General features: G+C 44.9%; 17 protein-coding genes. 10 read left to right on the top strand and 7 right to left on the bottom strand.

Translation table 11 applies throughout. The annotated features are described in order from the left end of the window. Positions 1-46 precede the first annotated feature (46 nt). On the top strand, positions 47-931 hold the full coding sequence (locus BS19_RS18805; protein ID WP_038177432.1) for a DMT family transporter: 885 nt from the start codon (positions 47-49) through the stop codon (positions 929-931). Between the two features lie 26 nt (positions 932-957). Here the strand turns inward: BS19_RS18805 and BS19_RS18800 are convergent, their stop codons facing one another. From BS19_RS18800 to deoD, 4 genes are all read right to left on the bottom strand, one after another. Then, on the bottom strand, positions 958-2,538 hold the full coding sequence (locus BS19_RS18800) for a GGDEF domain-containing protein (protein ID WP_038177431.1): 1,581 nt from the start codon (positions 2,536-2,538) through the stop codon (positions 958-960). Then, positions 2,519-4,006 carry a tetratricopeptide repeat protein gene (locus tag BS19_RS18795; protein ID WP_038177429.1) on the bottom strand — a complete coding sequence of 496 codons (1,488 nt, stop codon included), beginning with the start codon at positions 4,004-4,006 and terminating at the stop codon, positions 2,519-2,521. The genes BS19_RS18800 and BS19_RS18795 overlap by 20 nt, the downstream gene beginning before the upstream one ends. A gap of 131 nt (positions 4,007-4,137) precedes the next feature. Continuing rightward, positions 4,138-5,607, bottom strand: coding sequence for a lactate dehydrogenase (locus BS19_RS18790; RefSeq protein WP_038177428.1), 1,470 nt, complete (start codon positions 5,605-5,607; stop codon positions 4,138-4,140). Positions 5,608-5,665: 58 nt separating this feature from the next. Next, complete coding sequence (gene deoD, locus BS19_RS18785; protein WP_038177427.1) at positions 5,666-6,376, bottom strand: purine-nucleoside phosphorylase; 711 nt, start codon at positions 6,374-6,376, stop codon at positions 5,666-5,668. A gap of 351 nt (positions 6,377-6,727) precedes the next feature. Here deoD and BS19_RS18780 point away from each other — a divergent pair, with 351 nt between their 5' ends. From BS19_RS18780 to BS19_RS18765, 4 genes are read left to right on the top strand one after another with little or no spacing between them, the layout of a single operon-like run. Continuing rightward, positions 6,728-7,678: a YbgA family protein gene (locus BS19_RS18780; protein ID WP_038177426.1), complete on the top strand. Its 951-nt coding sequence runs from the start codon at positions 6,728-6,730 to the stop codon at positions 7,676-7,678. Then, complete coding sequence (locus BS19_RS18775; protein ID WP_038177425.1) at positions 7,668-8,456, top strand: MerR family transcriptional regulator; 789 nt, start codon at positions 7,668-7,670, stop codon at positions 8,454-8,456. The genes BS19_RS18780 and BS19_RS18775 overlap by 11 nt, the downstream gene beginning before the upstream one ends. Positions 8,457-8,464: 8 nt before the next feature. Beyond that, entirely contained in the window at positions 8,465-9,892 is a 1,428-nt protein-coding gene (phrB, locus tag BS19_RS18770) for a deoxyribodipyrimidine photo-lyase (protein WP_038177423.1), read from the top strand. Then, complete coding sequence (locus tag BS19_RS18765) at positions 9,882-10,787, top strand: L,D-transpeptidase family protein (protein WP_038177422.1); 906 nt, start codon at positions 9,882-9,884, stop codon at positions 10,785-10,787. The genes phrB and BS19_RS18765 overlap by 11 nt, the downstream gene beginning before the upstream one ends. Positions 10,788-10,834: 47 nt before the next feature. Here the strand turns inward: BS19_RS18765 and BS19_RS18760 are convergent, their stop codons facing one another. Next, a complete protein-coding gene (locus BS19_RS18760; RefSeq protein WP_038177420.1) occupies positions 10,835-11,083 on the bottom strand; it encodes an Lpp/OprI family alanine-zipper lipoprotein in 249 nt (82 codons plus the stop codon). Positions 11,084-11,426: 343 nt separating this feature from the next. On the opposite strand from BS19_RS18760, the gene BS19_RS18755 reads away from it, so the two are divergent. Continuing rightward, positions 11,427-12,770 (top strand): DEAD/DEAH box helicase, encoded by a 1,344-nt coding sequence (locus BS19_RS18755; RefSeq protein WP_038177567.1) that lies wholly within the window; start codon positions 11,427-11,429, stop codon positions 12,768-12,770. 87 nt (positions 12,771-12,857) lie between these two features. Here the strand turns inward: BS19_RS18755 and BS19_RS18750 are convergent, their stop codons facing one another. Then, complete coding sequence (locus BS19_RS18750) at positions 12,858-14,501, bottom strand: methyl-accepting chemotaxis protein (protein ID WP_038177419.1); 1,644 nt, start codon at positions 14,499-14,501, stop codon at positions 12,858-12,860. Between the two features lie 367 nt (positions 14,502-14,868). Between BS19_RS18750 and BS19_RS18745 the strand changes: the two genes are divergently transcribed. The 4 genes from BS19_RS18745 (at position 14,869) to pstB (ending at position 18,429) form a co-directional block, all read left to right on the top strand. Further along, on the top strand, positions 14,869-15,690 hold the full coding sequence (locus BS19_RS18745) for a phosphate ABC transporter substrate-binding protein (protein ID WP_038177418.1): 822 nt from the start codon (positions 14,869-14,871) through the stop codon (positions 15,688-15,690). A 105-nt stretch (positions 15,691-15,795) separates the two neighbouring features. Then, the gene (gene pstC, locus BS19_RS18740) at positions 15,796-16,725 is read left to right on the top strand and encodes a phosphate ABC transporter permease subunit PstC (RefSeq protein ID WP_038177417.1); all 930 of its coding nucleotides are present in this window, start codon (positions 15,796-15,798) and stop codon (positions 16,723-16,725) included. A 35-nt stretch (positions 16,726-16,760) separates the two neighbouring features. Next, entirely contained in the window at positions 16,761-17,624 is an 864-nt protein-coding gene (gene pstA / locus BS19_RS18735; RefSeq protein WP_038177566.1) for a phosphate ABC transporter permease PstA, read from the top strand. Between the two features lie 55 nt (positions 17,625-17,679). Continuing rightward, complete coding sequence (gene pstB, locus BS19_RS18730; RefSeq protein WP_038177416.1) at positions 17,680-18,429, top strand: phosphate ABC transporter ATP-binding protein PstB; 750 nt, start codon at positions 17,680-17,682, stop codon at positions 18,427-18,429. 458 nt (positions 18,430-18,887) lie between these two features. Here pstB and BS19_RS18720 read toward each other — a convergent pair whose 3' ends face one another. Further along, positions 18,888-19,838: a curlin gene (locus BS19_RS18720; RefSeq protein WP_038177413.1), complete on the bottom strand. Its 951-nt coding sequence runs from the start codon at positions 19,836-19,838 to the stop codon at positions 18,888-18,890. Positions 19,839-19,851: the final 13 nt, after the last annotated feature.

Raw genomic sequence — 19,851 nt, 5'->3', positions numbered from 1 at the left:
ATGTTATATTGTTTTGATCTATGTTTAGCTAATAATAGGGAAAAGGATGCCATTTCAAGGAGAGATTGCAGCCGTTGGTGCTGCATTGGTATGGTCGTTGGCAACGTGGATCTATAGTCAATTTAGCCATCGTTTTAGTGCGCTACAGCTCAACATTGTGAAAGGTGTTGTTGCGTCTGTGATGATGTTACTGCTACTTCCTTTTACCCCACAAACTCATGTCGTGCTGTCTTCTCAACATCTGTTCATTCTTGCCCTTTCCGGTGTGATAGGCATTGCTATTGGTGACAGCGCGTATTTTGCCTCATTAAAACGGATTGGGCCGAATAAAACTTTATTACTCGAGTCGTTAGCGCCGCCACTTTCCGGAGTGTTGGCATTACTTGCTCTGGGTAGCGTATTACCTATCCAAAGTTGGCTAGGGGTTATTATCGTTACGGTCTCGGTATCAGTGGTAGTCTTTCACAATGATGGTCAAACGATTGATTGGCAGGGGATAGGTTTTGGTTTACTTGCCAGTGTTTGCCAAGCAAGCGGTGTTGTTATTTCGCATTATGCATTGGTGGCTGGCGACGTTTCTCCTTTACTCGGCGCGTTCATCCGCCTTTCGGCTGGTGTGATGGCCGTAGTAGTGGTGATCGCGGTTGTAGAGAAACGGCCGTTTTCTGTGATGCGAAGTAATCTACGTTATTTGACAGCGAATAGTTTTGGCTGGTTGCTTAGCGCGATTTTTGTTGGCACCTTTTTAGCCCTGTGGCTACAACAGATTGCGTTGAAATATGCCAACCCAGCAGTAGCACAAACGCTTATCGCGACCAGTCCACTGTTTATGCTCGCGATTTATGCGGTCAAAGGTCAACCTATTACGCGTCGTGGACTGATAGGCACGTTTTGCGCCGTGGCAGGTATTTCGCTATTTTTTGTACGCTGATAGGGTCATGCCAATCTCTTGACTGACTATTCAGTACACACTTGGTTGCGTCCGTTGGCTTTAGCACGATACAGCGCTTTGTCGGCACGATAAAAGGTACGCTGAGTATTTTCCCCTTCGCGATGTAGCGTAATGCCAATACTGACGGTAAGGCCACGTTCACCCAAAATGTTATGCCAACCGAACTGATAAATGCGTTCGCGGTAGTTTTCTGCATGCATTTCGGCTTGTTCAAGCGTCGAGCGCTCAAGAATGATCAAAAACTCTTCGCCACCGAATCGCACGCATGAAGCGCCACGGAATTTAAAGTAGGTATTAAGCTCATGAGCCACGTTGACAATTGCTTTATCGCCGACAAGGTGGCTAAGTTCATCATTGATTGACTTAAAGTGGTCAATATCGACGACCATCAGTGCAAAGGGGACATCATGCAGCAAAAGATCTTTGAGTTTAACATCGAGCCATCGCCGGTTATGTAAGTTGGTTAATGGATCGGTAAACACGTCTTGTTGTAATTTCGCTACGGTATGCTTTTGATTCTCTGTTGTCTCTTTGAGCTCACGGTTCTCTTGCTCAGATAAGATCAGTTTTAACTGCAATTCAAAGCGCGATAGGCGGCGTAATTGACTTGCACCGAGTTCGCCAATCGGAACCTTCTTCATCAGATCGCTTTCAATACGATAAGCGTGTTTTTCGTAATTAAGGGCCGCTCGATAGTCTTTATTTTGCGTGCAGATCGCGGCAAGTGAGTCGCACAGTTTAAGGCTCAATACCGGTGAGGCGTAAAGTCGCACTCGTCTGCGGGTCGACTCGAGTAACCAGTTGGCGATATGTGGCTTGTTTTGTTCGCTCAAACAGTAGGCGATTTCAAGGCGTATCATGTTTGAGAGCCAGGTAGAATGAATATTGCCTGCGGCGTACTGAACGTTGCTTAAGCATTGCATCGCCAAATCAATCTGCTGGTTTTGTCGATAGAGCTTTGCCTGATACAGCAATACTTGACCGGACAGAACTTTATCGCTGACCAGAATACTGAGCTCTTCACACTCTTTGATTAACTCAGTCGCTGCAGTCGTACGGTTGAGTTCGATATAGCATGCGAGCATGTAGAGTTTATAACGTAGGCGTAATGAACGGCTGGTAATGGCGTGATCGATACTGTCGACCTTTTGGTAGTAACGCAGAGCGCGGTTATGATCGCCATAAGCGTCACATAAGTTACCCATGCCTAAAACCGCTAATACATAAGCATCAATAAAGCCGTTGTCGACCGCAATGGTTGATGCGCTGATGTACTGATTGAGCGCTCCATGGAAGTCACCATTTTCAACCATTCGTTCTGCTAAACCATGACGGACTTCTAAAACCAACTCTGCGTCTTCGGGCAGCGTTAAGTAATCAAGTGCTTCCCGCAGTTCATCAATACTGGTTTGCAGTTGTTTTAGCTCAGAGCGAAATTCAGCGCTAATGATTAAACATTGCGCTTTTTCTTGTGCTGTTGTGGCAACATGTTGTCGAGCATGATTCCAAAAAATCAGCGCTTCTTCACCGCTGACTGATGTCGCATCTAATCCAGAGTCGGTAATCTTATTTAACAGTACTTCCATCGTGTTCTTCCTGTCTCTGGTTTTCTTCTAGTTGATCTAAGGTGAATGGGAAAGAAAGAATGTCGTGATAGACCACTTTAGGGAGTTCGTTATTTAACCCTTTTCGATGCCAAGGGTAGATTTCTATCATTTTTGTCAGCACATCGAAAACGCCAACTGCCTCGTCGCCTTTATCAGCAAGTAAAATTCCCAGTCTTTCACTGCTTAAACGCGAGAGTAGATCTTGTTTGTTACACAGAGAGTGTGCGAGTTCGGTACAAATATCGAGATAATTTGAGTCTGAATGTTGCAACATGATGACTGCATGATTTGAACGTTTGAGCTCGGTCTTAAACAGAACCAATTGTTCCCACCAATAGGTTTCTGACACCATTTGGCTCAGCTGCTTTTCAGGATCGAACTCATGTTGTCCACGGATTCGGTTAATGAGTTTGCGCGCACGCTGTTCGAGTTGTCTTTTAGATGCGCGTGCTTTGTCGCTACTGACTCGGGCGGTTTGCTCACGCAACATATTAGTAGAATGTCGACGATATTTTCGGAATGCTTCGAGCGCTAATCGGTAATCGCCAGACTCTTCGGCGACAAGTGATTGTTGAAAGCAGATTTGTGACAGCAATTCACCATTATCAAAAGTCACTGCAGATTGCTCGGCTTTAATCAACAGTTCTGCTGCTTTTTGAGGTTGTTTACGCAATAGTTCAACGCGCGCTCGACTGATAAAGGAGTGCGCCTTCATCCATATTAAGTCGTGTCGTATCGCAAGATCATGTGCTTTGTTGGTGGCTTCTTCGGCATCTTCAATACGTTCGAGTCCAAGTAGAGCAAGACCGCGAAAATCCCACACCTCCGCTTGCCACGTCTTATCGTAGTGATCCTTGAGTGCTTCTGCGGCCCCATCAAGCACTGAGAGCATCTCAACATAATTATTGAGGAGGTAGTAATCCCAAGCCAAAAGAATTCGCGCTTTACCCTCTAACCAACCAATGCGTGCGTTATTGGCAACCTTTACGGCAAGTTCATGAGTGGTTTTGGCAAGGTGGTATTCATTGGTAATGCGCCAAACGTTACCTAGACCGATTAATGCTTCGAGTTGGATTTCAGTTTCATCAATCAGGGCGGATTGTTCTAACGCGTTAATCCAGTATTGCTGAGCTGAATAGTATTTAGCTTGGCCCCAATAATGCAGCGCGTGGATGTGTAAAATTTCTGGAAGCAAGTCGTCAGTATCGAGAACATTCAGTTTGCTGTACGCTTCTTTGATGTACTTTAGGCCTTTGCGGTACTCCATTGAGCACCACGCGCAGCGCGACATAATCACCAAACATTGGATTTCGCCCTCGGGATAGAGAATTTGTGCAGAACGCGATGCACATTGCTCTGCAACTGCCCAGACTTTTTCAGGGTCAGTCTCTATTCTGCCTTTGAGTTGCTCTATCTCGACTTCTAACAGCCGTTGGCTTTTATCCAATGAATCAATCCTATACTGCTGAGTATTCTACTTACACACCCTTTGTAGCATTATATGAATAGCTAGAGAGTGAACTCTACTAAAAGTAATAAAACAGGCACGGTTTAACGGCGCTCGTCACACTACCTTAGTTAGGCAAGCAGCTCACTCAGTGTCAAAGGTGATGGTGTGAGTTCTAACATCTGCGCCGCTGTCTTCCCTTCCTTATTTTGGTAGCACAAATTGTGCCAAGCTCTGAATATATCAAGCATAGGAAGCAAACCACCGGGTCGTAACTTACGTCTAGGCTCGTTGATAAAACTTTCAAAAAGCGTTTCAAAGCGGTGTTGGAAGAAAGCCGTTTGACGAATTGATGCAGTTCTAAGCCATTGTTTAGGTTGGTTGTTACAGCCAGCTAGGTAACAGATTCCCTTTGAGGTCGAGCCATTGTTTGCAATTGCCCAGCGGTCACGCCACCAGCCCATATGAACAATGTCAATTTTATCAATAGGGTAATCTTGATGCCATGATTGATCTTCTTCAACATACAGAAGGTCGACATTTTGACGTTGGATTCGTTGCAAACAGACACTCAGCGCAGCCGAACGTAGAACCGGGTCTTGCGGTAGGTATATAGAAACTTGTCGGTCCTCTTGGCACAAATCAAGCACATGTAAAAAATGCGCGTACGAAGTGTAGGGCGGTCGGATCAGTGCGCCCTTTGATGGGTAATTAAATACCGTCAGATTACCCATTGGGTCTTCGACATTACCGCGCGCTAGGATGGTTTGATATTTTTGATCAATACGTTCACGCAGTATCGGCGAGGGCTCAGGTGTCGTCATGTTGGCTTCAGATGAGTGATCACGAGAGACAAACCTTGCCGGATAGTGGTATGGGTCATGGTCAACCTCGCCTACAGGCTCTTCATTGGCCGAGTAATTGACATGCTGGCAAAGAATGTAACCACTGTGAGCTTCCCCGGTAGCGATCCATAATACGCCATTGTTGCTCTTGGGTTGGAGAGTAATATAGTGTGATGCCAGCTCATAATTGGCTGCATGATTTACCCAACGTGCATCAAACATAGCGAGCTTTCTTCGACATCGACTAGCGATATGATCGAGGTGATCGTAGAACGTCTTTGGATTGATCTCTAATTTGCGGCAGATTTCGCGCACCGAATAGCTCATAAAGAGCAAACCAAGGAGGTTTTCTTGAAAATGGAGTTTTTTGTTGGCACCGGACCACTTATCAACAAAGGTTGATTGGCACAATTTACAGCGATAGCGTTGGCGATCGCCACTGTAACCAAAAGCGTGGTAAAGGTTTTTGTGGGTATGAACTGAGAGGCCAAAGTTGTCACAGTCGTCGTTACGACATGCGGGAAGGCCATCACTGTGGAGATGTCTTAACCGATGCAGTTCGTTAAGCACCTCTTGGTTGTTAAGTAAGGGGGGGAAAGCACCACACTCCCGACAAACCATCGCAGGTCGCTTGGGGTTAGCGTGCTGCACAACATAACGATGTGCATCACTCAAACCAAAATTGTCACACGCCAATGTTTTACAAAAATTGAGTTGTAACCCGTCTGCGTCCTGTGGCAGTTTGCCAGTCGTCACTATCTCCCCCTCGGGATTAATATTGCTGCCAATATAGATAGTTGGCAGCTAACTTTGATTAGATGTTGATGGCTGTTTCTAGTGCGACTTTCATCATGTCGTTGAATGACTTCTGACGCTCTTCAGCACTGAGTTTTTCGCCACGGATGATGTGGTCTGACACGGTAAGAATTGTCAGAGCTTTTGCACCAAGATCAGCCGCGACACCGTAGATACCAGCCGCTTCCATATCAACGCCTAAGATGCCTAATTTTTCCATCTTCTCGAAGATATCAGCTTCAGGAGTGTAGAAAAGGTCAGCAGAGAACACGTTACCGACTTTGATTGGCACTTGTTGCGCACGTGCTTGGTTAACCGCTTCTTCTAATAGACCGTAGTCAGCAATCGCTGCGAAGTCATGGTTGTTGAAACGAATACGGTTTACTTTCGAATCGGTAGAAGCACCCATACCGATGACAACATCCATAAGTTTAACGTCGTCACGTACTGCGCCACAGCTACCAACACGAATAACATTTTTTACACCGTATTCAGCGATCAATTCGTGAACATAGATACAGCACGATGGGATACCCATACCATGGCCCATTACAGACACTTTCTTGCCTTTGTAAGTACCTGTATAGCCAAACATATTGCGAACATCACACACTTGCTCAACATCTTCTAAAAACGTTTCTGCGATGTACTTAGCTCGTAGTGGGTCACCAGGCATTAGCACGGTTTCAGCGAAATCACCTGGTTTTGCGTTAATGTGAGGGGTTGCCATAGTCAATACTCCAAGTTTATTAGTAACTCAAGCTTCTGATTACTAATTATGTTGATTTTGAATAATCTGTTGAGGCAATACTAGCCTTATGAAGTAATAAGCCATGAGATATAGCTCACATAAAGTGCTTGTCTCTGCCCCTTTTTTACCATTGATAACTAAATGTGTTGAAAGTGATTGAGCAATCGATTCGGAAAAACGTTTGCTTAACCAAGTGAACGAAAACGGATTTTATTTCGTAACTGTTATTCAAAGTTATACAAATATTTTTTTTGTACACCTCATTAAAACTGTGCTAAAACTTATACAAGAATAAAAATTGTATAGCACAGTAATGTAAAGGAGCCACTCATGGATCAAACGATTAAAATAGGCATCAGTTCTTGTGTGTTAGGTGAGCGTGTGCGTTTCGACTCAGGCCACAAAATAAGTAAGTTTGTGACTAAGGAACTTGCGCCATACTTTGATTTTGTCCCCGTGTGCCCAGAGGTCGGCTCTGGCATGCCTGTGCCGCGACCTACCATTCGACTGGTTTCCGACCAAGAACGCATTGCGCTGGTTGAGACAAAAGATCCCACTCAGGACCACACTGATAAGGTGCTGGATTATTCGAAAAGTAAAGTTGCTGAGCTCGAACAACAGCAACTTTGCGGCTACATCGTTTGTGCAAAGTCTCCTACTTGCGGCATGGAACGAGTCAAGGTGTACAACAAGAACAACGCCGAGAGCATCGGGGTTGGCCTTTATACCAATGAATTGATGAAAGGCATGCCTTGGTTACCAGTTGAGGAAGATGGTCGTCTTAATGACCCCGTGTTAAAAGAGAACTTTATTACGCGGATATTCTCACTTCATGACTTCTACAACTCGATGGGAGATGAGCCTACGCGAGGAAAGATCGTTGCGTTCCATTCGCGATACAAACTCACTTTAATGGCGCACCATCCTGCCTCTTATAAAGAGTTAGGTAAGCTTGTCGCCAACATCAAAGAGTATGAACTCGACGAGTTTTATCGCCTATATCGAGAAGGACTGATGAACGCGATGTCACACCGCGCCAGTCGCAAAAACAATACCAATGTGCTGATGCATATCCAAGGTTACTTTAAGCGCAACTTAGACAAGAATCAAAAACAAGAGTTACGTCAGGTCATTGATGATTATCGCGTCGGCCTACTACCTTTACTTGCGCCATTGACGCTGTTGAAACACTACTTATCGGCTCATCCGGATGAATATTTGGCTGAGCAGGCCTTCTTGCAACCACACCCTCAGGAGTTACGTTTAAGATATGGATTGTGAGAAAAAGCTATACGCAATTCGTGAAGTCTCTGAAATAACAGGCGTTAAACCAGTGACGCTCAGAGCTTGGCAAAGACGTTACAGTCTAGTTCAACCTCAGCGAACTGAAAAAGGGCATCGTCTGTACACAGACCAAGATGTCGCTTTGATCGGTGAGATCCAAGGTTGGCTCAACAAAGGGGTGCCGATTGGCAAGGTCAAAGCGGTGCTTGAGTCTAATGTCTCGCTTGATGGCGTCGAGTTGGTTGGCGTAGAGCAGTTAGAAGAGGTGGCGAAATTTCTTCAGGCTCTGGCTGATTTGAACAAGAGTAAAGCCGACGCTATCGTCAGTACGGTGCTAAAAGAGTATCCGCTCGACGTGGTCGATAGCCAATTTATTCAGCCTTCAGTGAAAGCATTATCTTTAGTCCGTTTTGGTTTGCGCTCACTGCAAAAAGGATTAATGGATGCGATTTTGTCTGCGCGCTTGAGCGCCATCATTGATGCCGAGAACAAAGCGGCTCGAAGTGGACGTTGCTTGTTTATTAGCTCAGATTCTATCAATGACTTTGGTTCGAGACTATGGGCATTGAAACTTTCACAATTAGGTATGCATATGGTGATCATTGATGGTGTCGATGATTTATCTGGGTTAGTTGAGCATAGCGGTTTAGGCGCTTATCAGGTATTGGCTCTTTATAGCTCGCGTCCGTTAGGCCCAACTCAGACCGCAACAATAGAAAGAATCAAACACAGCTTTGATGGTGAAGTTTTGCTGTCAGATTTGATTGAACACTAGAGGGTAAAATGAATATTGTCTGGTTACGTCGAGATTTACGAGTAGAAGATAACAGCGCGCTTTATCACGCCTCGATAAGCGGTGAACCTGTGGTGGCGGTTTATATTGCTACGCCGCAAACGTGGGCTGAGCATCATCTTGCTCCGATCCAAGCGGACCTCATCTATCGTCGCTTATTCGAACTGCAAAAAGATCTTGAGCATAACAATATACCGCTGATTTACGCGCAAGCCCCGACGTACAATGAAGCGGCACAAATGGTTGCTGATCTCGCACAAACCCATTCGGCTTCGAGGGTTTATTTCAATAAAGAGTATGAAATCAATGAAGTTGCACGTGATAAACGACTTGTTGAATTGCTTGACGCAGCTGATCTTGAAAGTAACGCACTAGATGACAAGTGCCTATTGCCACCGGGCAGTGTGATGAATAAGCAAGGACAATACTTCAAAGTGTTTACCCCGTTCAAACGTGCTTATTTAGCCAAAATGTATCAACAGCCATGGCGAGTCACTAAAGTTGCCCCCATTGCTCAGCGCGCAGTGTGGCATGATAAAAAGGTAACGCCATGGTGTCTTGAGTCCTGTTTTGATTATCCTCGTGAAAGCAGTGAAGCTTACGCGGTTGATACACAATCAATCATTGACCAATTGCGTGCTTTCGATAGCGATGGAGCGGATGGTTATGATCAGCATAGGGATTTTCCGGCACTAAACGCTACCAGCTTGCTGTCGCCTTACCTTGCTATTGGCGCCTTATCAGTACGTCAATGTATGGCACGTTTAACCTACCAGCGTGAGCTACCTTTGACGGGCGGACGAGAGGTGTGGCAAAGCGAGTTGGTGTGGCGAGAGTTCTACCAACATTTGATCTACTTTGAACCTAAATTAAGTAAAGGGCACAGTTTTACGCCGTGGGGGGATAACCTATTGTGGCGTGATAACCCGGCGTTTATCGAGGCATGGAAAACCGGTAATACGGGCTACCCAATTGTCGATGCGGCGATGCGTCAACTAAACAAAACCGGTTGGATGCATAATCGTCTTAGGATGATTGTGGCCAGCTTTCTTGTCAAAGATTTGCATGTTGATTGGCGCATTGGTGAGCAATACTTTATGTCCAAGCTGGTGGATGGTGACTACGCTGCAAACAACGGTGGGTGGCAATGGTGTGCATCAACGGGCTGCGATGGTCAGCCATACTTTCGCATTTTCAACCCAACCACACAGGGCGAACGCTTTGACCCTGAGGGGCACTTTGTTCGCACTTGGGTTCCTGAGTTAGCCAATTTGCCTGACAAGTGGATTCACTCTCCTTGGAAGTCGCCCAATGCCAAAGCTTTGTCATATCCTGCACCAATCGTTGATCACAAGAGCGAAAGAGAGATAACCTTAAGCCTCTACAAAGAAGCCAAGGAAACGAACGATGGTGCGTAAATTTATCGCTTGGTGTTGTTGCTTGAGTACATCTGTGTTTGCTGCCACTTACGACCTCCCGCTTGAAGGCAGCAGTATTGTTGGGCGTACTCAGTTTCATCAAGTGGCAGAGGGTGACACACTGGCAAATATTGCCAAGCAGTATGATGTGGGATTTTTGTCGCTTATGGCGGCAAACAAAGGCGTCGATCCTTTTTTGCCACAAGTTGACTACGTACTGACCATTCCAACTCAGATAATATTACCCAATGTCGAACGTCAAGGGGTGGTGATTAACTTGGCTGAACTGCGCCTCTACTACTTTCAACCTGAAATCAATAAAGTTCATATATTTCCGGTTGGGATTGGCCGAATTGGTCGCGATACGCCAGAAATGGAAACTCGCATTAGTCAGAAACGCCCCAATCCGACATGGACGCCACCAGCCTCTATTCGAAAAGAGTACCGTGCGAGAGGGATCGAGCTTCCAGCCGTGGTCCCAGCGGGGCCTGACAACCCTCTAGGGGAGTATGCACTTCGTCTCGCTTATGGTATTGGTGATTATCTTATTCATGGCACCAATAAAGATTTTGGAATCGGTCTTCGTGTCAGTTCTGGTTGCATTCGTATGGATCCAAAAGACATCGAATGGTTATTTGAAAAGGTAGAATTAGGCGAAAAGGTGCGGGTGATTAATCAACCGATTAAAGTTGCTTTGGAGCCCGATAGAAGTGTGTTTGTAGAAGCGCATGAACCCCTAACGCGCAGCGATGGCGTAAAACACGATCTGGAAGTGCCGATAGAGCTGAGTTGGTGGTTAGAAGAGTTTGATTATTCTGACGTTAAAGCACGTGCGGTCATCTTGGCACAAAACGGTGTCCCGGTTGAAATTGTTGCGCCAACACGTACATATTAAATCAAAAGAGGGTCAGAATGCTGACCCTCTTTTTTTAGGAAGACGTATTACTTAGTGTAAGACTGAGCAATGTTGTCGATACGCTCGTTAGCACGTGCTGCTTCTTCTTGAGCTGCCATTGCTGAATCGTTCGATTTACGTACTTCTGATTGTAGAGCTTGAACGTCTTGGCTTAGTTGGCTGACTTGATTGCTTAGCTCATCCATTTTTGCTGTTGTTGCTTCATCAGGACCAGAGGCACAACCTGCTAGTAGAAGAACAGATGATGCTGCAGCTGCGATCAACATTTTGTTCATAAGAGAACTCCTTGCTTGTAAAGTATCAATATGACGCCCTATAATTTCTTGCTCTTATAGTGGCGTTTTCAGTGTAGCTCTAATTATAGGCATCCTAAAGCATGCCAAAGTCAAAAAAACCCAAGAATTTAAGCAATTATCGAATTAGGTGATCGATGTCTCACTGGTAGCAGCAATCAGTGCAAGCCATTCTATTGACTGCATCTAACCTTATTTTGCATGACAAGATTATTTTATGTGATCTCTATCCTCTTTCGCTGAATACAGTTATCATGGCCTGTTATTAATATTTTCGTGTTTATTCGGCACCCATTTGACGTCGTGCCATCAACACTTAGTTCAATTGGAGAATACTTTGCAGTTTAAAGAGTTAGGTTTAGACAATCGCTTACTGAAGAACTTAAAACATTTGGATTTTAACAAGGCGACAGAGATACAGCAACGCGCCATTCCGGTTGCGATCGCAGGTAAAGATCTGTTGGCTTCATCAAAAACGGGTTCAGGTAAGACGCTGGCATTTGTTTTGCCTATGCTACATAAATCTTTAAAAAACAAAGCGTTTTCAGCAAAAGATCCTCGTGGCCTAATTTTGGCACCGACGCGTGAACTGGCAAAACAGGTTTACGGCGAATTGCGCACAATGTTGGCGGGTCTATCATACGATGCGACGTTGATTGTTGGCGGAGAGAACTTCAACGACCAAGTGAAAGCTTTGCGTCGTTACCCTAAGTTTATTGTGGCCACCCCAGGGCGTTTAGCTGATCACCTAGAGCATCGCTCTTTGCACCTTGATGGACTTGAGACGCTAGTACTGGATGAAGCAGACCGTATGTTGGATTTGGGTTTTGCCCCTGAACTACGTCGCATTCACAACGCGGCTAAGCATCGTCGTCGTCAAACCTTGATGTTCTCTGCGACGTTAGATCATACCCAAGTTAATGATATTGCTATTGAGATGCTTAACGCACCAAAACAAATCGCTATTGGTGTGGGCAGTGACGAGCACAAAGACATCGCGCAAAAATTCTATTTGTGTGATCACTTAGACCACAAAGAAGCCATTCTTGATCGTATTTTGAGTGAAGCGCAGTACAAACAAGTGATGATCTTTACTGCGACACGCGCTGATACAGAACGCTTGACTGACAAGTTGAACGAGAAAAAGCTTAAAGCGGTCGCGCTAAGCGGCAGCCTAACGCAGACTCAACGTAACACCATTATGAGTCAGTTTGAGCGAGCTGTGTTCAAAATTCTGGTCACAACTGACATTGCATCACGTGGTTTGGATATCACCAATGTGACACACGTGATTAACTTTGACATGCCAAAACATACCGAAGAATACGTTCACCGTGTGGGTCGTACGGGTCGTGCGGGTAATAAAGGTGATGCCGCTTCTTTAGTGGGGCCGAAAGACTGGGATAGCTTTAAACGCGTTGAAACCTACCTACAACAAGATCTGGCATTTTCCGAGTTGGAAGGTTTACAAGGTAAGTTTAAAGGAATCAAACCGCGCAAGCCTGATTTCCGCGCCAAAGATAAAACGACCAAGAAAGCGAAACCTCAGGCGAAGAAATCAATTAAGAAGCCAGTCAAACGTGATAAGAGTTTCCATCAAAACGTTGCGGTGGGCGATAACGTCTTTATCCCTAAAAAGAAAGTTGCACCAAAGATTGAAGACGAGTAATAGAGCTTAAAAGAGAAGGGGTTGCCAGATTGGCAACCCCTTTTTTTTGTTATTTGTTTTGCTCTGAGACAGTCTTAAACGCGTTTTCTATATTTTAAAAAAGCTTAGCTGCTGCTTTTGACTTTCGGCTAGGGTCGAGAGCTCTTGGCTCGCTGCAGCGGATTGGGTAATCCCCGTAACGTTTTGGCTTACCAGCTGATAAATATTGCCCAAGTTGTTATTGATGTCGGAGGTAACCTGTCCTTGTTCTTCTGACGCTACCGCCACTTGAGCATTTAGAGAGGTCAGTTCTGAAATTGAAGTACTGATCTGGTTTAACGCCTCGCTCACTTGTGCAGCTTGCTGCTGGTTTTGCGCAAGCATCTCAAGGCTCGATGTCATGCTATCGTTGGCACTGCCGGATTGGTGTTGCAACTCTTCAATGATGACTTGAATCTCTTTAGTCGACTCTTGTGTTCTCGCTGCCAGCATACGGACTTCATCGGCGACCACGGCAAAGCCTCGGCCACTTTCCCCTGCACGCGCCGCTTCAATGGCTGCATTTAACGCCAGAAGATTGGTTTGCTCAGAAATACTTTCAATCACCTCAATCACTTTGCCAATTTGCTCTGATTGCTCTTTTAGAGAGTTCACCACATCAGCGGCCTGAGTCAATTGATCGGCCATCTTGGCGCTTTCACGAATGCTTTGTTCAAAGATAGCTAAGCTCTCTTTTGCCATTTGGTTAGCACTGCTAGAAGCGGCATCAGCAAGATTAGCATTTTGCGTGACTTCTAAAGCAGTACTTTCCATTTGGTTGATTGCTGATGCGACTTGTTCGACTTCGTTCTTCTCTTGGTCGGAGTTAACGCTCGATTGTGTCATTACCGCTGCAAGCTCTGTTGATGCCGAAGCAACGTTGACACTGATTCGAACTAGAGCATCAACCGTTTGTTTAAGTTGCAAAGCCGTGAGGTTGAAATTCCGCGATAGGGCGGTGATTTCATTATTGCCTTCTTCTGCGACCGTAATGGTCAGATTGCCTTGCGCCAGTTCTTTCATGGCTGCCTGAAGCTTTTCAATTGGTGTGACGATAATACCGGCCAGCCACCAACTGATTATGCAAGCGGCAAGTAGTACCGCAATCAAACCGATAATCGAATTGTTCATCACGCTAGAATGCTTCGCTTCATTGTCGTTGACTTCATCAAGGGCGATTTGGTTAAGCTTATTGGATAGTTGATCGATCGCTTCGACCATCTCGCGACCTTTGTCACGATAAAGGGAAGCGGCTTGATCGTATTGGCGTTGGAAATCTGCCGAGTTTTCGCCGTTCTCGTGTTTAACGCTGAGCAGTGGAATCATGGTGTTAATTGAATAGCTCACATAGTTATCAATAGCCTGTTCCATCTGCTGAGTTTCGCGTTTTAGTCCACCGACCTGATTAAGTGAATCTAACAGGCGTAGATTGTCACGTTGCTTGGCTTGGAGAGTCGAGGTCAGTTGGGCGACATCTTCTGCACGGAACAAGCTGTATATCGCTTTAATTCGCATTGCATAGGTGTTGTCGATAATTTTAGTCAGTTGATCTTTGTTGTTAATAACCGTTTCGGTTGAAACGGTTACTTGTTTAAACGCGTGCTTTAGAGATGTGGTGCTGTAAGTAATTCCTGCAATTAGCAAGAGTAGCGTAAACAGTACAGGTACTAGGATCTGCACTTTTATTGATAAGCCACTGAGTAACGGGCGCATTAGAAAACCTCTTCGATAAATGAATTGAGTATATTGTTATTATTTTCAAATGATTCTAATTCCTATATGCAATATTTCAACTAAGAAATTAAGTTGAATGAAACAAAGTTTGAACAGGGGCTATGCAACTAAATTTATTAAGCTTATCAATGGGTTGTTTTATGTACGATTTGAACAAAAGGGAAAGTTAAACCGACTAAAGTACGATTAATGTGGAAGCGATGCTGGCGTTTTAAGATCGACAAGGTTAGTCAACCGCTGTCATAGAGGCTTCAACTAAGTGAAACACAATTGTCATATTCGAGTTCTAAAGTGGGCTGCGTTCAAGTGAAACACAACGGCAATCAAGCCACTAAAGGAAATTGTGATGAAAAAGACAGTAATCGGTGCAATTGCACTTCTAGGCACAATGGCAGTGACTTCAGTTTCTGCTAAAGAAACGATCTCTGCAGTGGGTTCTAGCAGCGTCACTCCACTGATGGAAGTTTTCTCTGAAACATACATGAAGTCAAACTCTAACGTATTTATTGAAGTGCAAGGCCCTGGGTCTTCAGCTGGTGTTAAAGCCGCCAAAAATGGTTCTGCTGATTTAGGTATGTCTTCACGTAACCTAAAGTCTTCAGAAAAAGAGCCATCACTTAAGGAAGAAGTGATTGCCCGTGATGGTATCGCTGTTGTTGTTAACCCTAAAAACAAATTATCAGGCTTAACTGCAGAGCAAGTAACGGCAATTTACAAAGGTGAAGTGACCAACTGGAAAGATGTGGGTGGTTCAGACAAGCCTATCGTTGCAATCACTCGTGATACCGCTTCTGGTACTCGCGGTGCATTTGAAGACATCATGAGCTTGAAGAAGAAAATTTCGGGTAAGAAAGTCTCTGCCATTTCCCAGCGTGCACAAGTTGCTAACGGTAACGGTGCGCTAAAAACCATGGTAGCTTCGAACCCATACGCTATTGGTTATATCTCACTGGGTACGGTCGATAACACCGTTAACGCACTTGCTATTGATGGTACTCCAGCCTCTGTCGACAATGTGAAGAACGGCTCTTACAAAGTTGCTCGTCCATTCCTTGTCCTTTACAAAGAAGGCGAGCCATCAGCTGAAACTCAAAAGTTCCTAGACTGGATGTTGACTGATGAAGCGCAAGCGTTGGTTGACAGTAAAGGTTACATCTCAGTTAACTAGTTTTTAGCAACAAATGTTAATTTGCTCAGCCCAACTTTTTCGGGCTGAGCGTTTTCAATCCAATTCGAAGTAGCGAATTCTGCTCTCGAACTGTGAGATATCAAAATGACCATCGCAAATAGTGAAAAGCTTATGAATACGCAAGCGACTGCATTTAAAAAAACGGGTTTGCGAACTAAAAAACGCGTTGATTGGAAAGAGCGGATCTTTCATGGCTTGTTTTTAACCAGTGCAATTATCGGTATTGTCTCTCTAGCGGTCATTGCCTACTTCATTGTCAAAGAAAGTATTCCTGCTTTCCAAGAAGTGGGCGTATCAGGCATTGTGCTTGGCCAAGATTGGTTACCACCCGCCCTGTATGGTGTGGCAACGATGATTGTTGCCTCTGTGGTTTCAACTTTAGGGGCGGTTGTGGTTGGTGTGCCTATCGGCGTTCTCACGGCAATTTTTATCGCAGAAATTGCGCCTAAGCGCGTGGCGGATGTGATTCGTCCTGCGGTCGAACTATTGGCTGGTATCCCTTCCGTTGTCTACGGTTTCTTTGGACTAGTTATCATTGTTCCTTTGATACAAGACATTTTTCAAGTGCCAGCGGGTAACACCATTTTGGCCGGTATCATTGTCTTGGGTGTGATGATTCTGCCAACCGTTATTACGGTATCAGAAACGTCCATTCGCGCTGTGCCACGCACCTATAAAGAAGGCTCTTTGGCATTGGGTGCTTCTAATATTTTTACGATATTCAAATTATTAGTTCCCGCGGCTCGCAGTGGCATTATGACTGGCGTCATCCTTGGTATTGGTCGTGCACTTGGTGAAACCATGGCGATCATCATGGTGATGGGTAACGCGCCTGCCATGCCTGAAGGAATTTTAGATTCCGCACGTACGTTGACGGCCAATATTGCGATTGAAATGTCATACGCAAGTGGTATTCATGCAAATGCGCTCTATGCGACGGGCGTGGTGTTACTGGCCTTCATTATGTCTTTGAACGCTATCCTTCTGTACTTAAATCGTGAGAAGGCGAGGTAATGACAATGTCTACAATCAATAACAGCGCAATGGCGATGCATAAGGTTAAGCTTAAAAAAGCTCGTCAAACCAAAGATAATATTCTGACCGCCTTTGTATGGGCAGCAGCAGCGCTTACGGTTGGTTTTCTATTCTGGATTATTTGGTACATCTTATCTAACGGTCTTCAGCATGTGGACTGGGCTTTTATCACTGACGACTACACACGAACAGGTGATGAGCATGGGATCTTTCCGATGATCATCTCAACTATTTATATGGTTTTTGCTTCGATAGCGGTTGCTGCGCCTCTGGGCATCATGACAGCTATTTATCTAACCGAATACGCCAAAGTGGGCAGCCGATTAGTTAAAATCATACGTTTTTGTACCGAGTCGCTTGCAGGGATCCCATCCATCATCTTTGGTCTGTTTGGTATGACCTTTTTTGTTGCGATTCTTGGTCTAGGCTTCTCGATACTTTCGGGGGCTCTGACTCTGAGTATTTTAATTCTTCCAGTGATCATCCGGACGACAGAAGAAGCGCTAATGGCAGTCCCACAGACATACCGTGAAGGTTCTTATGGGTTGGGCGCTTCAAAAATTTACACCATTTGGCGCTTAATTTTGCCAAGTGCCATTCCTGGTATCTTAACCTCAGTAATCCTGAGTATTGGTCGGGTTATTGGCGAATCAGCGCCAGTATTTCTAACCGCAGGGATGGTTGCACGAATTCCAGATTCGCTGCTTGATTCAGGCCGCACTTTGACGGTTCATTTATACAAATTGACGACCGAACTGTTTACGGTAGAAGAGTGGAACCAAGCCTACGGCACTGCGACCGTACTGATTGTTGTCGTGCTGCTTATCAACACGTTAACTAAACTGATTGCTAAGCGATTCAATACAGCAACTTACTAAACTTGCTGAGCATTTAAAGCGACACGACAGAATTATAGAATTAAGAGATATCGACATGAATAAGTTTAATATTGAAAACCTCGACCTATTTTACGGTGATAATCAGGCGCTTAAGTCAATCAACTTGCCAGTACCCGAGCGCCAAGTTACTGCGTTGATCGGCCCCTCTGGTTGCGGTAAGTCGACGTTACTGCGCTGCTTGAATCGTATGAACGACTTGATTGAAGGCGTCAAGATTACGGGGCGTTTAGAAATGGATGGTGGTGATATTTACGGCAACATTGACGTTGCTGATCTGCGCATCAAAGTAGGCATGGTGTTCCAAAAACCCAATCCTTTCCCGATGAGCATTTACGAAAATGTCGCTTATGGTCTGCGCGCTCAAGGTGTCAAAGACAAAAAGCATATTGATGAAGTAGTCGAGACTTCTTTGCGCAGCGCAGCGCTGTGGGACGAGGTTAAAGATCGCTTAAAATCGCACGCTTTTGGTTTGTCGGGTGGTCAGCAACAGCGTTTGTGTATTGCGCGAACCATTGCGATGGAACCGGACGTTATTTTGATGGATGAACCAACGTCAGCACTTGACCCAATTGCAACGCATAAAATTGAAGAGTTGATGGAAGAACTGAAGAAAAACTACACCATTGTTATCGTTACTCACTCGATGCAGCAAGCTCGTCGTATCTCAGACCGCACCGCTTTCTTTTTGATGGGGGAGTTGGTTGAACACAATGATACACAGGTCATCTTTAGCGAACCTAAAGACGACCGCACGCGCGGTTATGTTAATGGCGACTTTGGTTAAGTAAGTTTACAGGCACGAAAAATTATAACTATAAGCGATGGTACTTTGCCCCTCTATATTGAGGGGCTTTTTTATTAGCGATAGACAAGATTAGGTTGGTTTATAGGTTAGTTTGCACTGGTGGTTGAGGGTAAAAAGTGCGGTGTGGTCTGCACTTGTTAAGGACAGCTCAATAGGAAAATCAGAGTTGCTCAGGGACAGGCCTAGGCGTGAATTAGGGGTAAGTGAAGTGCTCACCGAACTGGAACCCGTGATTTTAATTCTGCTTCCAACTGGTGTATTTTGCTTAGTAGTAATCACTATCTGAATTGAGGTTGTATGCACTTCACACGCCAATTGCGCATAGTCTGATAGGTCGTACATATCGGTACCTTCAACGCTGAAAGAGCTAACGGATAAAACCAATAAAGCGGTACCATATGGCACCGCTTTTGATTTAGATAGAACGTTCATTGATGTTAGTTCTGAACGATGTTAACAGTGTTGTTGTTTGAAGCGTAACCACTAACCGTTGCTGAATCGTTAGCATTTTGCCATACCGAGATAGCATTGTTGCTTGAGTAGGCTAGATTAACCAATGCGTCAGAGCCGTTAGAGGTTTGATCGATTGAGATTTCGTTCAAGTCACTGTACAAACCAACATTAACGTATGCATCGTTGCTGTTGTGCTGACTAATGTCGATGTCGTTGCCATCACTGCCCCAGTAAACGCTAACACTTGCGTAGTTACTATCATTCTGAGTCACATCAATTTCATTGAGATCTGAACCACTACGCACACTCACATAAGCATCACTGTGGTCGCCGTTCTGAGTGGTATTGACAGTGTTGTCGTTGCTGTTTCTCACCAATACGTGCGCATCGTTTGCATGGCCGTTATTAACCACACTTGTTACGCTGTTATTGTTGCCGTTAACGATCTTAGTTTTGATATGGTTGTTATCAGCACCGCCACCGTTAAACTGAGCGACGGTAGTGTTACCATCACCACTGACGTCAACGTCTGCATCATTGTAATCACCGTCATCAACGCTGACAGTCGATGTATTGCCATTACCTGTTTGAACGATGTCTAGGTCGTTGTAACGATTAAGAGCACCTTCTGTCTCAATGGTTGCCGTGTTTTCGTTGCCGGTTTGCGTAATGTCAAACTGAGAACGAGAAGCATGAGTTGCATCAACCGTTGCTGTGTTTTCATTACCTGTTTGCAAGATAACCGTGTCGTTTTTATACGTATTAGTCATGTAGACGAAAGCATCATTACCTAGAGCTGGGTTGGCATGGGATGTATTTTGGGTAATTTGTACATCATCACCGTATGCAAACTGCAGCTCAGTTGTCGCTTCATTACCCGCGTAAGCCGCGCCTGATGCTAGAATAGCTGAGATTGTAATAGCTAACTTTTTCATGAATAGATCCTTT

Source organism: Vibrio pacinii DSM 19139, from assembly GCF_000711795.1.
Classification (GTDB): Bacteria; Pseudomonadota; Gammaproteobacteria; order Enterobacterales; family Vibrionaceae; genus Vibrio; species Vibrio pacinii.
Note: the sequence above shows the minus strand (reverse complement) of the source record. Positions and strands in the feature narration are given on the sequence as shown.